The organism is Pseudoflavonifractor capillosus (assembly GCF_016899775.1).
Lineage (GTDB): Bacteria > Bacillota > Clostridia > Oscillospirales > Oscillospiraceae > Lawsonibacter.
This window is the reverse complement of sequence record NZ_JACJJE010000012.1, coordinates 42965-55918: the sequence shown is the minus strand read 5'-3', so window position 1 is coordinate 55918 and position 12954 is coordinate 42965. Positions and strand designations below refer to the sequence as shown.

The 12954-nt window shown below is 57.8% G+C and carries 12 protein-coding genes; 9 read left to right on the top strand and 3 right to left on the bottom strand.

Annotation, left to right across the window (positions count from 1 at the left end; translation table 11 throughout):
- The first annotated feature begins 11 nt into the window (after window positions 1-11).
- The 3 genes from H6B31_RS05710 (at window position 12) to H6B31_RS05700 (ending at window position 3092) form a co-directional block, all read left to right on the top strand.
- Complete coding sequence (locus tag H6B31_RS05710) at window positions 12-1256, top strand: cation:dicarboxylate symporter family transporter (RefSeq protein WP_204897668.1); 1245 nt, start codon at window positions 12-14, stop codon at window positions 1254-1256.
- Window positions 1257-1295: 39 nt separating this feature from the next.
- Window positions 1296-2225, top strand: coding sequence for a fumarylacetoacetate hydrolase family protein (locus H6B31_RS05705; protein WP_204897666.1), 930 nt, complete (start codon window positions 1296-1298; stop codon window positions 2223-2225).
- Window positions 2226-2297: 72 nt separating this feature from the next.
- Window positions 2298-3092, top strand: coding sequence for an SDR family oxidoreductase (locus H6B31_RS05700; RefSeq protein WP_204897664.1), 795 nt, complete (start codon window positions 2298-2300; stop codon window positions 3090-3092).
- Between the two features lie 99 nt (window positions 3093-3191).
- Here the strand turns inward: H6B31_RS05700 and H6B31_RS17150 are convergent, their stop codons facing one another.
- On the bottom strand, window positions 3192-4151 hold the full coding sequence (locus H6B31_RS17150; protein ID WP_243418869.1) for a DUF6076 domain-containing protein: 960 nt from the start codon (window positions 4149-4151) through the stop codon (window positions 3192-3194).
- 209 nt (window positions 4152-4360) lie between these two features.
- Between H6B31_RS17150 and H6B31_RS17145 the strand changes: the two genes are divergently transcribed.
- The 6 genes from H6B31_RS17145 (at window position 4361) to H6B31_RS05670 (ending at window position 9557) form a co-directional block, all read left to right on the top strand.
- Window positions 4361-4576 carry a helix-turn-helix transcriptional regulator gene (locus H6B31_RS17145; RefSeq protein ID WP_243418868.1) on the top strand — a complete coding sequence of 72 codons (216 nt, stop codon included), beginning with the start codon at window positions 4361-4363 and terminating at the stop codon, window positions 4574-4576.
- Window positions 4573-5241, top strand: a complete 669-nt coding sequence (locus H6B31_RS05690; RefSeq protein ID WP_243418867.1) for a helix-turn-helix domain-containing protein — start codon at window positions 4573-4575, stop codon at window positions 5239-5241. Before H6B31_RS17145 ends, H6B31_RS05690 begins: the two co-directional genes overlap by 4 nt.
- Before the next feature lie 304 nt (window positions 5242-5545).
- On the top strand, window positions 5546-5965 hold the full coding sequence (locus tag H6B31_RS05685) for a hypothetical protein (protein WP_204897663.1): 420 nt from the start codon (window positions 5546-5548) through the stop codon (window positions 5963-5965).
- A complete protein-coding gene (gene mobP3, locus H6B31_RS05680) occupies window positions 5953-7908 on the top strand; it encodes a MobP3 family relaxase (protein ID WP_204897662.1) in 1956 nt (651 codons plus the stop codon). Before H6B31_RS05685 ends, mobP3 begins: the two co-directional genes overlap by 13 nt.
- Window positions 7909-8095: 187 nt before the next feature.
- Window positions 8096-8437 (top strand): DUF6809 family protein, encoded by a 342-nt coding sequence (locus tag H6B31_RS05675; RefSeq protein WP_204897661.1) that lies wholly within the window; start codon window positions 8096-8098, stop codon window positions 8435-8437.
- Window positions 8406-9557 carry a tyrosine-type recombinase/integrase gene (locus H6B31_RS05670; RefSeq protein ID WP_204897660.1) on the top strand — a complete coding sequence of 384 codons (1152 nt, stop codon included), beginning with the start codon at window positions 8406-8408 and terminating at the stop codon, window positions 9555-9557. The genes H6B31_RS05675 and H6B31_RS05670 overlap by 32 nt, the downstream gene beginning before the upstream one ends.
- A gap of 405 nt (window positions 9558-9962) precedes the next feature.
- On the opposite strand, the gene H6B31_RS05665 is transcribed toward H6B31_RS05670, so the two are convergent.
- Together H6B31_RS05665 and H6B31_RS05660 are read right to left on the bottom strand one after the other, a co-directional pair.
- Window positions 9963-12290: a right-handed parallel beta-helix repeat-containing protein gene (locus H6B31_RS05665; protein WP_204897659.1), complete on the bottom strand. Its 2328-nt coding sequence runs from the start codon at window positions 12288-12290 to the stop codon at window positions 9963-9965.
- A gap of 4 nt (window positions 12291-12294) precedes the next feature.
- Entirely contained in the window at window positions 12295-12885 is a 591-nt protein-coding gene (locus H6B31_RS05660; RefSeq protein WP_087289704.1) for a hypothetical protein, read from the bottom strand.
- Window positions 12886-12954: the final 69 nt, after the last annotated feature.

Sequence of the window (12954 nt, the reverse complement as noted above, 5' to 3'; positions counted from 1 at the left end):
GGGCGGACACTGTGGAGGACAAAAAGGAGAGAAAAAAACTGAGCTTAGCAGCCAAGACCTTTATCGGCTTTGGCATCGGTATCGTGATCGGTCTGGTGTTCGGGGAGAAAGCCACAATTCTGGCCCCCTTGGGGGACATCTTCCTGAACATGATTCAGATGATCGTGGTGCCTATGGTTTTCCTGTCTATCACCGCCGGTGTGGCCAGTTTGGGCGACCTGCGGAAGCTGCGGAATATCGGTGTGAAGGTGGTGGGTATCTACGCTATCACCTCCGCGCTGTCGGTGTGCATTGGCCTGGTGATGGCCAACCTCATCGACCCAGGAGCGGGCTTTGACATGAGCCTGCTCTCCGGCGGCACTGAGTACGAGGCCCAGGAAATGCCCAGCATCATCGACACCTTAGTGGGGATGTTCCCTTCCAACATCTTTGTGGCCTTTACTGAGGCCAACATGCTCCAGATCATTGTATTTTCCGTATTCCTGGGTGTGTCTCTGATCATTTTGGAAGAGCGCGGAGCTCGTCTGGTCACTGCTATTCAGGATTTGACAGAGGCCATGTACAAGATCACCGGCATCGTGATGAAGTTCTCCCCCATCGGCGTGGCGGCTCTGCTGGCGGAGTCTGTGGGCGCCTATGGTCTGTCTATCTTTGGCCCTCTGGGCAAGTTGATCCTGACAGTCTATGCCTCTGACGTGATTCTGGTGCTGCTGATGTATGTGCCCATGGTGGCTATCCTGGCCCGGTTCCCTCTGGGGGTCTTCTTCCGAAATATCTGGCGGCTGTGGGTGGTAACAGCTAGTACCACCAGCAGCAGCGGTTCTCTGCCAGTGACGACCTCCATCACCAACGAGGACTTTAAGGTGTCCCCGGAACTGTCTGCTTTCTCCCTGCCCCTGGGCGCCACCATCAATATGAATGGCGGGTGTATCTACTATGCAGCAGCCATCGTCCTCACCGCCCAGATGTATCAGATTGACCTGTCCCCTGCAGCGCTGATTAACATTGTCATTTCCACAGTTCTAGTTGCGATGGGCTGTCCCGGTGTCCCCGGCGGCGCTATCATTATGACGACCATCCTGCTGACCAATATGGGTATGCCTTTGGAAGTGGTGGGCCTGATTGCCGGCATTTTCCGTCTGATTGATATGGCCAATACTACTTTCAACTGCACCGGCGACGTGGTGACCACTCTGGTAGTAGCCCGCAGTGAGAACATGTTCGTGGAGGAGCCAAAGGCACAAAGTAAAGTATAAGAATGAATTTGATTTTTAAAAGCAAAGGAGCATTTCAGTATGAGACTGGCAACCATTAAGCTGAACGGCGCTGAGATCGCCGGCATCGTGGCCAAGGGCGGCATCCTGCCCATCCACGCCCTGAACGCGGCCAAGGGCACCGCCTGGAAGGAGGAGATGCTGGAGCTGATCCAGGCGGGCCAGGTACCCGGCCTGACCCAGTGGTACAACGAAGGCGGCAAAGACGAGCTGGAGACCATTCCCGGCCTGGTCCCCGCGGAGCAGGTGGTGTACGCCCCCCTGTACCGCCATCCCAAGCGCATCTTCGGCATCGGCCTGAACTACGCCGAGCACGCCGGAGACATCGGCAACGCGCCCCCCACCGGCTTTCCGGGCAGCTTCTTCAAAATGCCCGAGACCCTCATCGGCCCCGGGGACACCATCAAGCTGCCCCGGCTGAAGGAGGCCCAGAAGACCACCGCCGAGGCGGAGCTGGGCATCATCATGGGCCGGGACTGCCGGGACGTGTCCCAGGAGGACTGGCAGAGCGCCATTGCCGGCTACACCACCATCCTGGACATGACGGAGGAGTCCATCCTGAAGGGCAACGACTACCTCAGCGGCAACCCCCGCTATCTGTGCATCGTGAAGAACTTCCCCACCTTCATCTCCTTCGGCCCCCAGCTGGTCACCCCCGACGAGGTGCCCGACGTGCTGAAGCTGGAGGTCCAGTCGGTGCACAACGGGCAGATCCACGCCCAGAACACCGTGGACCATATGACCCACACCCCCGACCGGCTGGTGTCCCTCCACAGCCAGATCCAGGGCTGGTACGCCGGGGACATCCTGGCCACCGGCACCCCCCGGGCCTTCCACATCCAGGACGGGGACGTGGCCGAGTGCCGCATCGTGGGCCCCGGCGGCTTCGCCATGGAGCCCCTGGTGAACCCGGTGGCCGACCTGAAGCTCCACCCAGAGATGGGGTATTGAAAATTCAAAACAGCGTATTTTCAACAGTATTTTCTGAATAACAATGGCAAAAAATAGAAGGAGAATCGCAATATGGAATTCGGTTTAAACGGAAAAGTTGCGTTAGTTATGGCTTCTGCCGCTGGATTGGGCAAGGGTATCGCCACCGAGCTGGCCCGTGAAGGAGCCAAGGTAATGATCTGCACAGCTGAACCCTTTAAAGATCAGCTTTATGCGGCTCAGGATGAAATCGAACAAGAGACTGGCAATCGGCCAGAAGCTTTTCTGGCCGACGTAAACAAGGCCGATGATATTCAAAAACTCGTGGATCACACTGTGGCTACTCTGGGCGACATCTGGGCACTGGTCAATATGTGCCCCGGTCCCAAGCCCGGTCCCTTCGACTCCTTCCAGGATGCCGACTGGGAGAACGCCTTCAATTTGTGCCTGCTGTCCTATGTACGCACCATCCGTGCCTGCCTGCCCTCCATGCGGAAGCTGGGTGGCGGCCGCATCGTGAATTCCACCAGTTCTTCTGTCAAAGACTGCCTGGACAACCTAATCCTGTCCAACACCATGCGCATGGGCGTGGTGGGCATGAGCAAGACTCTGTCCTCCGAGCTGGGCAAGGACAACATTCTCATCAATGTCATCGGTCCTGGCCGCATCGGCACTGCCCGAATTACCAGTCTGAATGCTATGCGGGCGGAAAAAGCAGGTATCTCCGTGGAGGAGTACGAAAAAGAGGACCTGAAGTCCTTCCCCCTGGGACGCTATGGCACGCCTACAGAATATGGTCGTCTGGCAGCGTTCCTGTGCTCTGAGGCCAACACCTATATCTCCGGGCAGACCATTCTTTTGGACGGTGGAATGACCAGAGCATATTGATTTTCCAGTCTCTTAATAACCAGTGCAGCTCATCTCAAAACCAAGTCAATTTGAAAAACTGCGCTGACAGGGTACTTGCTCTGTCGGCGCAGTTTTATTTTATGAGTTTTTTAGCCAGCATTCAAACTCTTCCCGTGTCAGCTGCCCCGCGTCGCACTCCGCCTTTTTCTCTCTGGCCTTCTCGCTCCAGGCGTAAAAGTCGTCTGCTACCATGGTCCCGGCCTTCATCCGGGCAAAGCGCTTCTTGTACTCCCGGCGGTAGGATTTGAATACCTCGTCCGTCGCCCGGTTCCGGTTCCACTGCAAAATGGACGCCACCTGGCGGCAAGTGCGTCCCTTGGCATCGAAGGGATGATTGCAGTACTCCGCCGTGGAGTGCCCCATCACCGCAAAATACTTTCCGCAGCTCCGGCATACCCGCATCCGCACCTTTTGTTTCAGGCACTCCCGCAGATGGTAGTCTACCAGGTCAAACATGCGCTTCGGCAGCAGTACGTCCACGTATTGTCCATTGGCGGTCTGCTCAAAGGTGACAGTCAGAGGCTGAACGGGAAACCACGGGATCGGCTTGCATCCCTCACTGAGGGTGATGCGTACAGGTTTTTTCTTCGGCACAGCATCCATGTCCAACTCATCGTCAAAAATACTCCGCAGCTTTTGCTGCCAGCTCTGGATCTCTACCGGGAGAGCGGCCAGCTCCGCACGAGGAAGCCGCGTCACCACGTCCGCAAATCCGTTCTCTACGGCGTCCATCAGACGCTCCTGCCACTCCAAGCGAAACAGTTCAAAATAGATGTGTACCTTCCCCAGCTTCATCAAAAGCTCTGATGCTGTTTCCGCCGCTGCGTCTGTTCTCTGTTCACTGAGTACAGACAGGGCTCCGTCTAATCGTTCCAAAATGGGGCGATAGCGCTCCTCCTCCAGATAGGTAAAAGAAGTCAAGCTTTCGGGAAACGGGATATCCTGCACCGCCCGCATCTCAGGTTCTTTCAGATCATAGGTGTACTGATAGTACTCCTGGTTGTCCAGAAGATATGATTTGAACGAGAATCGATTCATACATGTCACCTCAAATTAGACCAAGTATTATATTTATTTTTATTTTAGACTTGACATGGGTGTGATAATCTGTTACATTGAAAAAGGACTAATTTTAATAATTTTATTTTTCATTAGTCTAATCTGAAATGGCCGTACTGTCAAGAGGGAAAACGAAACTGATTGGTAGAAAAAGAATCCATCCAACCAACAAGAAAGGCGAGGTATCCTTGAAAACATCCGTCTACAAAAGCTACGACGACCTGCCGCTGTTCCTCAACGCTGAAACAGTAGGGAAGGTACTGGGTGTGTCATCCTCCAGCGCTTACGAGTTGATGCACGAACCTAGCTTTCCCACTCTGCGCATCGGCAGCCGCATGGTAGCCCCCAAGGAACAATTCGTACAGTGGGTGTCTGCTCACATACAAGGAGGTGACTGCCAATGAGTCCGCTCGCCATACGGCGCCATCCAAGTACGTACCGGTTCCCACTCCCGAATGAGATCTGGCAGTGGAACCTCAAGCCCGCCGCCTTCGCCATCCTGGCCTATCTCCAGTACCGGTCCTGCCGGAAGATCCACGGCGTGCCTGCTATCCGGGAGCTGGCCATGCGCGCAAAAATGAGTATCCAAATGGCAGAGCGACAAGTGGACGTTCTGGTAGACCGGGGATTCGTGACATGCAGCCTGCTCCCAACCTGGTCACCGCCGAAAAGCGGAAACTTTTTCACTCTACCGGATGAACTCTTTTATCTGAACCTCGGTCACGGACCAATCACGGTCTATGCCTATCTGCTCTGCTGTGAGGACCGCCGCACGCACCAGTGCCATCCCAGCTACAACACCATCACAGATGCCACCGGCCTGTCCGTCAACACTGTGATGAAGCACATCGCCACACTGGTGGATAAACAGCTCATCACAATGGAACACACCAGCTACATGGATGACAAAGGTATGAAGTGGACCGGCAACAACTGCTACACCATCCTGCCTATTCAGCAGGCGACGGACGCGTTTTATCAACAGGCAATGAATCGCCTGAAAGAGGATGTGGAGAGCGCATGGCGAAGCGCCTGCAAGAACCAAAATCCCCTGCATGACCGCCTGTAAACCGCTGTGTGCCCCGATCATGGGATGGGCAGAGTCCCTGCCCATCCCAGCGGTTTTGAGCCGGATTTAGGGCGCTTTCGAGGACTCGGCGGAGGACGAAAGATAAAGCAGGATAAAGGGCAGGCGTCAAGACCGCCGCTCTGCCCAGTCACATCTGCCCGCAGTGCGGGCAGCTCTGGGCGTTTCCCAGATGGTCGGAATTGGGGTCAAATCCAGAAGGGAAATTTCCTCTTGCGGTCGTATTCCCCGAATCCTTACTGCTGCAAGAGAAAATCAGGGGTCATACCCCGGAATGGAGGCTATTTTGAGCAAAAAAGAGAAATTTGCTCTCTATCTAACACCGGAGAAAAAAGCGCTTCTGGAACGGCGTTACAGAGAGGATGGAAGCCGCAGTCTCACCGCCTTCATCGAAAACGCCGTGGACTTCTACCTGGACTACCTCAGCGCCAACAACGCTGGGCTGTTCCTTCCCACCTCTGTCAAGTCCTGTCTGGATGGACGGTTGGGACAACTGGAGGCTCGGCTGTCCTCCCTGGCTTTCCGGCAGGCGGTGGAACAGGACATGGTAGCTGGTATCCTGGCGGATGCGTTTCAGTTCAGCAGAGATGATTTGCGACGGCGTCGGGCTGAGAGTGTCAACAACGTGAAGAAAACCAACGGCCGCATCTCGCTGGAGCAGCGGGTACGGGAAGCCTGGGAGGAGGACAATGCGTGGCAGGATTGATCGTCAAAAGCCCGTACCTCAAATGCGGCAGGAGTAATTCTGCCAGCGGCTACCTGCGGTACATCGGGACCAGAGAGCGAGTAGAACTGCTCCCGGATGACCGTCCACCCACTAGAAAGCAGGAGCAGCTGGTCAGAAAACTGACAAAAGACTTTCCGAAGGCAAAAGAATTGGACGAGTATTCTGACTACAAAGCCAAGCCCACAAAAGCAAACGCCTCTGCGTTCATTACCAGGGCGCTGGAGGAAAACTGGTCGGTGGTGCAGCAGTCGGACGGCTACCTGAAGTACATCGCTACCCGGCCCAGGGCGGAACGGCTGGGGGATCACGGCCTCTTTGGGGACGAGGAGGGCGTGGACTTGGCAAACGCTATGGACGAGCTGGACCACTACACCGGCAACGTGTGGACCCACATCATCTCCCTGAAACGGGAGGATGCCGCCCGCCTTGGCTATGACAACGCCAAGGCGTGGCGGAACCTGCTCCGGGCCAACCGCAATGACCTCGCCGCCGCCATGAACATCCCGCCCAATCACTTCCGCTGGTACGCCGCTTTCCACGATGAGGAGGAGCATCCCCATGTCCACATGATGGCGTGGTCAACGGAGCCAGAGGAAGCTTACCTGACACGGGAGGGTATCCGAAATATCAAATCGAAGCTGACCAACCAAATCTTCCGCCAGGAGATGCTCCACACCTACGAGCAGAAGTCCCAGTCGCGGGATGAGTTGGTGCGGGAGGCACGCAGGGCCATCCGAAAACTCACCCAGGAGATGGCACGGAGCGTCTGCACTCATCCAGACGTGGAAGAGTTGATGCAAACGCTCTCTGCACAATTGGAAACGGTTAAGGGTAAGAAGTCCTACGGCTACCTGTCCAAGCCGGTGAAAAAAACCGTGGATGAGGTGGTGGATAAGCTGGAGGAGCTGCCGATGGTCCGCGCGTGCTACGACCAGTGGTGCAGGCTCCAGGGTGAGGTGGAGAGCTACTACCACGACAACCTCAGAGAGAAGAAAAAGCTGTCCCAGGAGAAAGAGTTCCGGCAGATCAAGAACGCTGTCATCCGGGAGGCGGAGCGGATACGGTTGGGAGAAATCACCTTCGAGGACGCTGACCTGACCGGCTACGACGAACCGGAACAAGTGCAGGGCGAGTCCTATGCCTGCTGGGAACTGCGGCAAATCATCCGGGATGAAAGGCTTCCGCTGGAGGAACGGGATGGCGCGGCGGATGAGTTGGCGCAGTTGGCAGAGCGAGGAGACACCCATGCCCAGTACCTAATGGGGCAGCTCTATCGGGACGGCCCTCTGCTGATTCCGGACAACCGCAAGGCAAAGCACTGGCTTGCTCAGGCGGCGATACAGGGTTTGACGGAAGCACAGTACGCCCTGGGAAAACTGCTTCTCTCCGACGATTGGGAGGTGCGGGATCTGGACGAGGGCATCCGCTGGCTGAGGCAGGCGGTGGAAAATGGAAGCCACTTTGCCGCCTACCGGCTGGGGAAAGAGTATCTTACCGGTCTGGCGATGACTAAGGATACCACCAAAGCGGCGGAGTGGTTCACCCGGTCGGCGGAGGCGGGCAATCAGCATGCCCAGTACATGTTGGGCAAGTTATACCTGACTGGACAGGGAGTGGCCCAGGATCAGGTCCAAGCGATGGTGTGGTTCAGCCGTTCCGCCGCCCAGGGAAACCAGTACGCGCAGTTCTTCCTGGAACGGCTGAATGACCTCCGTCCACCCTCTGTCATGCTGGCGGTCACTCAGCTGCTCTACCACATGAGCCGGATCTTCCAGGACCACTCCCTGCCCCAGTCCAGCACCAGTCTGCAGGTGGACAGCAAACTGAGAAGAAAAATCCAGGCAAAGAAAATTGCTATGGGCCACAAACCGGATGACCACGAGGAGGAACAAAGTCAGGGTATCACTATGAAGGGGTGGTAGGCCTGTCAAGATCTGTGTTGCAGATACAAAGAAAGATCCCTATATTTTAAAACTGCGATGCCGTTAACAATGAATACTCCGACAGGCCGGAGTGTCTAAATGATAATAGTTTGATAATTGTGCGCTGTATCACTGGATATTTTTGTTTTCTGTGGTATGTTGTGTCGTTGAAAAGGAGGCGGCACATATGAGAGACACCCTGGAGAATCTGTACTTCGGAAACATCACTCCAAATGAGCAAGATATCACCCCGGGCTCTGTTCTAGCAGACGCAATGGACCGGGCGGAACAGTGTGAAGAAAAGCTCACCACCCTGCTGGAGGGCGAGGAGAAAACCCTGCTGCTCCGGCTCCTCAACGCGGAGAATGAGATCAGCAGCACCATGGCTCTGGAGAATTTTATTCTGGGGTTCCGGCTGGGGATGAGGATCGCCATTGAGGCCCTGGACGAGAACGATGGCAGCTTGACTATGGCGCATGAGGAAGGAGGCAGCTGCAATGGCAAAGAAGCGGGCCAACGGCGAGGGTAACATCCGAAAGCGCAAGGACGGCCGCTGGGAGGGGCGGTACACCGCCGGGTACGACTCCAAGACCGGCAAGCGGATCATCAAAAATGTGCTGGGCAAAACACAGGCAGAGGTCAAAGAAAAACTGAAGATCGCTCTGGAGGAATGTCAGGGCTTGGATGTGAGCCGCAGCGAAGAACACACGGTAGCCACCTGGCTGCGCACCTGGTACGAGCTCTATGCCAAGCCCAATGTCCGCACCGCCACGGCCAACCGCTATGAACTGATTATCGAGCAGTACACAATCCCCCGCATTGGGAACATTAAGCTGAAGAAGCTGACCACCCGGCATCTGCAGAAGCTCTACAAAGAGTTGTTGGAGAGTGGGAGAATACACATCGGAAAGAACCAGAATAAGGGACTAAGCTCCACCACCGTCCACAGCGTCCATCTGATGCTCCACTGCGCCCTGGATCGGGCGGTGAAGGAGCGGCTCATCCCCCGGAACCCCTGTGAGGACTGCATCGTACCCAAGCCCCGGAAGCTGGACATGAAGATTCTCCCGCCGGAGCACATGAAAGCCTACCTGGAGGCGGCGGAGCGGCGGGGCCTGCTCCCTATGTTTTATCTGGAATTGGTCAGCGGCTTACGAAAGGGAGAACTGGTGGCCCTGCGGTGGGACGACCTTGATATTCAACAGAGGACAATCTCCGTGAGCAAACAATACGTCCGCAACCCGGACGGCTCCCTGGAACTGACCCGGCCCAAGACAGAGAACTCCGTGCGGCTGGTATCCATTCCGCAGACGGCGGTGGACCTGCTGGTCCAAGAGCACGCCAAGCACCCGGACAGCCCCTACCTGTTCCCCTCACCCCTCACCGGAGAGATGTACCACCCGGACAGCGTGGTGAATCTTCACAAGAAGATCCTAAAAGATGCCGGATTGGAGCATCTCAGGTTCCACGATCTCCGGCACACCTTCGCCACCACCGCCCTTCAAAACGGGGTAGACGTGAAAACCGTGTCCTCCATGCTGGGACACTTCGACGCCGGGTTCACCCTGCGCACCTACACCCACGCCACCCGGCAGAAGCAGGACGAAGCGGCAGCCACTATGGGAAATTTCATGGAACAGGTCATGTAAGGCAGAGAGAAAAGCCGGACAGGAAGTCCACCTTCCTGTCCGGCGCTCTTGTTTCCGTTAAGTCATTTCCGCGTGTGGGTCACGGTGTGGGTCAACTCGCTGACCCACATTTTGACCCACACCGTTTCATCACTTTTTGCAACAAAAAATCCCCGAAAACCGAGGTTTTCGAGGATTTCTGGAGCTGCTACCCAGATTCGAACTGGGGACCTCATCCTTACCAACTGATTGGGAGGATAGGGTTTGCTGCTTTCAGACCCTTTTGCACCCTCTTCACTCCGGGGTGCCATCCTTTCCGGAGCTCTTGTGTCCATTGTCTCCGTCCGCTCGTTTCCCCGTGTGGGTCACAGTGTGGGTCAAAGGCCGCCGCGAGCCAGCCATTGCTCCTCCGGCGCAACCGGACTGTTACCAGTCCGCCTCACCCCACCGGCTCCGGGAGAGGCTCAGAGCCTCTCCGCTCTCATCGAACAGTGTTTCGCGGACGCCTTCGGCGGCGTTGGCGCTCCAATAGTTGGGGGCGGAGACGCTGGAGAGGAACACACCGTCGGAAAACTGCGCGTAGATGTTGCCCTCAAAGTCCGGCAGGTACTCCGGCACATAGGTTCTGATATACACCAGGCACTCCCGGGCGGCAAAGAACACGTTGTCCCGAACCTCCACGGTGCCGTCCTGCATATTGGGGCCGCCATCGATGGTAAATGCCCCCGTCGTAAAGCCGTCTACGTCCTCGCCGGTGTCCACCCAGTCGCTCATGGTGCTGTAAAAGACCAGGTTGCCGCGGAAGCTGACGCGCCTGAACTGGTGGTCGGGATTCGCCTCCTCGTCCCAGTTGAAATAGATGAGCGCCGAGCCGCAGTGGTAGAACACATTGCCCTCGATGGTCACATCCGTCACATCAAAGACCTGGCCGCTGAACTCGATGGCGGTCTCCAGTCCCAGCCCTTCCTGATAGGTCTCATGGACGTAGTTGTTGCGGAAGGTGTTGCGGCTGGAGCTGGCTCCGCCCACGCCGCCGTTGCGCTGCACGCCCGCGGCGTAGCCGGTGATGGTGTCCAGCGCGTACGACGCGGCACAGCCGCCGCCCCAGCCCAGCTCACAGTTCTGCACCAAGACGCCCTCACACTCCGGCGAGACGGAGAGAATGTTCCGCCCCGTGTAGAGTACGGCGAGATTGTCGATCACCACGTCGTCCGCCACACCGTCGAAGGGCGCGTAGGGGGAGAGAAACTCCATGTCCGGGTATAGCTCGCCGGGGTTGCCCCCGTCGCAGCGCAGATACAGCGGCCCATCGGCGGTAAGGCAGTACTGCTCCCGCTCCCCGGTATCCACCCAGCCGCTCAGGTAGATGGGCAGCGAGTCAGGGAGGCCGCTGCCGGCCTCGCAGAAGAAGGTGAGATTTTCGGTCAGTTGCTCCGCCGGGTCAAATTCCGGCATTGCGGCCTGCTCCGCCATCGCCTCCTCCGTCCGGTCAGTGCTCCACAGCTCGCTCACCGGCTGGAAGCACTCCCCGTTCCAGAAGCCCTGGACTTTTACAGCCCCGAGCGTGTCAGTCAGTGCGATGGAGCCGCAGTCCAGCATGGGGCGGTCGTAGACCCAGATCTTGCTGCCGTCCTCGCCCTCGTGCCAAAGCGTCCACTTCTCCGCGCCGCCGCCGTTTTCCACGGAGCCGTACAGCCCCGGTTTGTTTCCCTCACCGTAGGCGGAGTAGGTGACGCCTGGCTTAGTGTATACCTGCGCCGCCCGCCAGACGCCGCCCCGCTCAAAGAACACTGCATCACCGTATTGCAGCGGCTGGGCATTCAGGCGGTCGATGGTCGCCCAGGCGGTCTCCGGGCTGAGACCGTCATTGGCATCGTCCCCGCTGTTGGAGACATAGTAGGCTGTCCCGGTATAGGTCTCACCGGGCACAAATGTGTCGCCTTTCGCAATGGCGGTCTCAGAGGCCAAAACGGCGTCCCGCCGGTCCCGGCCAGCCTGGAGCAGCTCCTCCACCCGGGCAGTGACCGCCTGATCCTCCGGGAAGCGTTCGGCAGTCTCGGGCAAGCTCTCAAACAGCCGCACTGCGGCCACGGCGGCGTCCTCATAGGTCAGGGGCTCCGTGAGATGCATGGTGAAAGTCCCGTAGTCAAAGTCCAGTAGCGGCTCGCCGGTGATGAGCGACAGGCGGCTGACAACGAAGTTCTGGCTGGCGTTCAGGTAATTCATCTCCTGCCTGTCCTCCATCTGGCTGGACACCGAGACGCAGACGCGATCCCAGTTTTCACCGAACTCTTCAAAGAGCCGGTAACCGCCCCGGATGTCCGTACCGAAGGCGTCCCAGTTCTCATCCGTCCGACCGCCCAGGAGATAGGGCGCGAAGCCCATCGTAAACTCCGTGGCGTCCATGTGCTCGGCGGCGTAGAGCAGAAACATCGCGCAGTAGTCGCGATAGATCCCCTCGTCCGAGGCGTGGGCAGTCAGCTCCCGCCAGCCCTCCACGTCCCCGCCGGCCGCCTCGATGACAGCGGCCAGCATGTCAGCCATCTCCTTCTCTGTCGCTGCGGCGCTGGGGTCGCGATCAGGGTTCTCCTCCCCGAAGCCATACCAGAAAAAGCGTTCGTACTCCTCAGCCGGAGCGGGTCCCTCCGGGAAACTCCATGCCGCGCCGCCTGTCACCGGGGATGAGGCGTCCTGCCCTGCGCAGCCCGTCAGCACGGCGACCAGCAGCGCAAGCGCCAGAACTCTTTTTTTCATAGCCTCACTCCAGCACTGAGCCGCTCAACCACTGGGCGACCGTGTCCGCGTCAAACTGATCCTTCGGGGCGGTGAGGTAGATACTGCCAAAGGACTCCTCCCCCTGGAGCAGCACATAGTAGCACAGCTGACCGTCCTCCTGGATGAACTGGGCGGCGTAATTGCCGTAGTCGTCATAGTCGAATACCGTCCCCTCCGGTACAGAGTCCTGGACGCCGCTGCGGGTGGAGTAGTCCTCCAGGTCGGCGGGCAGGGGCACCCCCGCCATCTCATAGGCATCCGTGCCAAAGCGGTTGGCCTGGATGTAATAGCCGTCCTTCTCAAAGGTGGCGTAGGTGGTGGGCAGAGGCTCAGCGATCTCTCCCGCCTCCTGGGTGAAGCCCTCGGGCAGCGTAAAGGTGCCAAGTCCCTCCACGGCATACTCCACCAGCGTCTCCTGCTGGGTGGGTTCCTCGGCCTGGGCAGGTTCCTCGGTCTGAGTGGGCTCCTCCGTTCCGCCGGAGTTCTCCGCGTCCGCTCCCGGATTTCCGCAGGCGCTCAGCGCCAGCAACAGGCACCCCGCCAGGCAGAGGGCGATCCATTTCCTTCTGTTCATGCTGTTGACCTCCTTGCAATTCCGCTTTCGCCGGTTTGCCTCCAGCATACCATACAGGAGGTCAAAAGT

Coding starts and splice junctions, on each gene's coding strand:
- H6B31_RS05705 (WP_204897666.1), top strand. CDS start 1,296: ATGAGACTGGCAACCATTAAGCTGAACGGCGCTGAGATCGCCGGCATC.
- H6B31_RS05700 (WP_204897664.1), top strand. CDS start 2,298: ATGGAATTCGGTTTAAACGGAAAAGTTGCGTTAGTTATGGCTTCTGCC.
- H6B31_RS17150 (WP_243418869.1), bottom strand. CDS start 4,151: ATGAATCGATTCTCGTTCAAATCATATCTTCTGGACAACCAGGAGTAC.
- H6B31_RS05690 (WP_243418867.1), top strand. CDS start 4,573: ATGAGTCCGCTCGCCATACGGCGCCATCCAAGTACGTACCGGTTCCCA.
- H6B31_RS05675 (WP_204897661.1), top strand. CDS start 8,096: ATGAGAGACACCCTGGAGAATCTGTACTTCGGAAACATCACTCCAAAT.
- H6B31_RS05670 (WP_204897660.1), top strand. CDS start 8,406: ATGGCAAAGAAGCGGGCCAACGGCGAGGGTAACATCCGAAAGCGCAAG.
- H6B31_RS05665 (WP_204897659.1), bottom strand. CDS start 12,290: ATGAAAAAAAGAGTTCTGGCGCTTGCGCTGCTGGTCGCCGTGCTGACG.
- H6B31_RS05660 (WP_087289704.1), bottom strand. CDS start 12,885: ATGAACAGAAGGAAATGGATCGCCCTCTGCCTGGCGGGGTGCCTGTTG.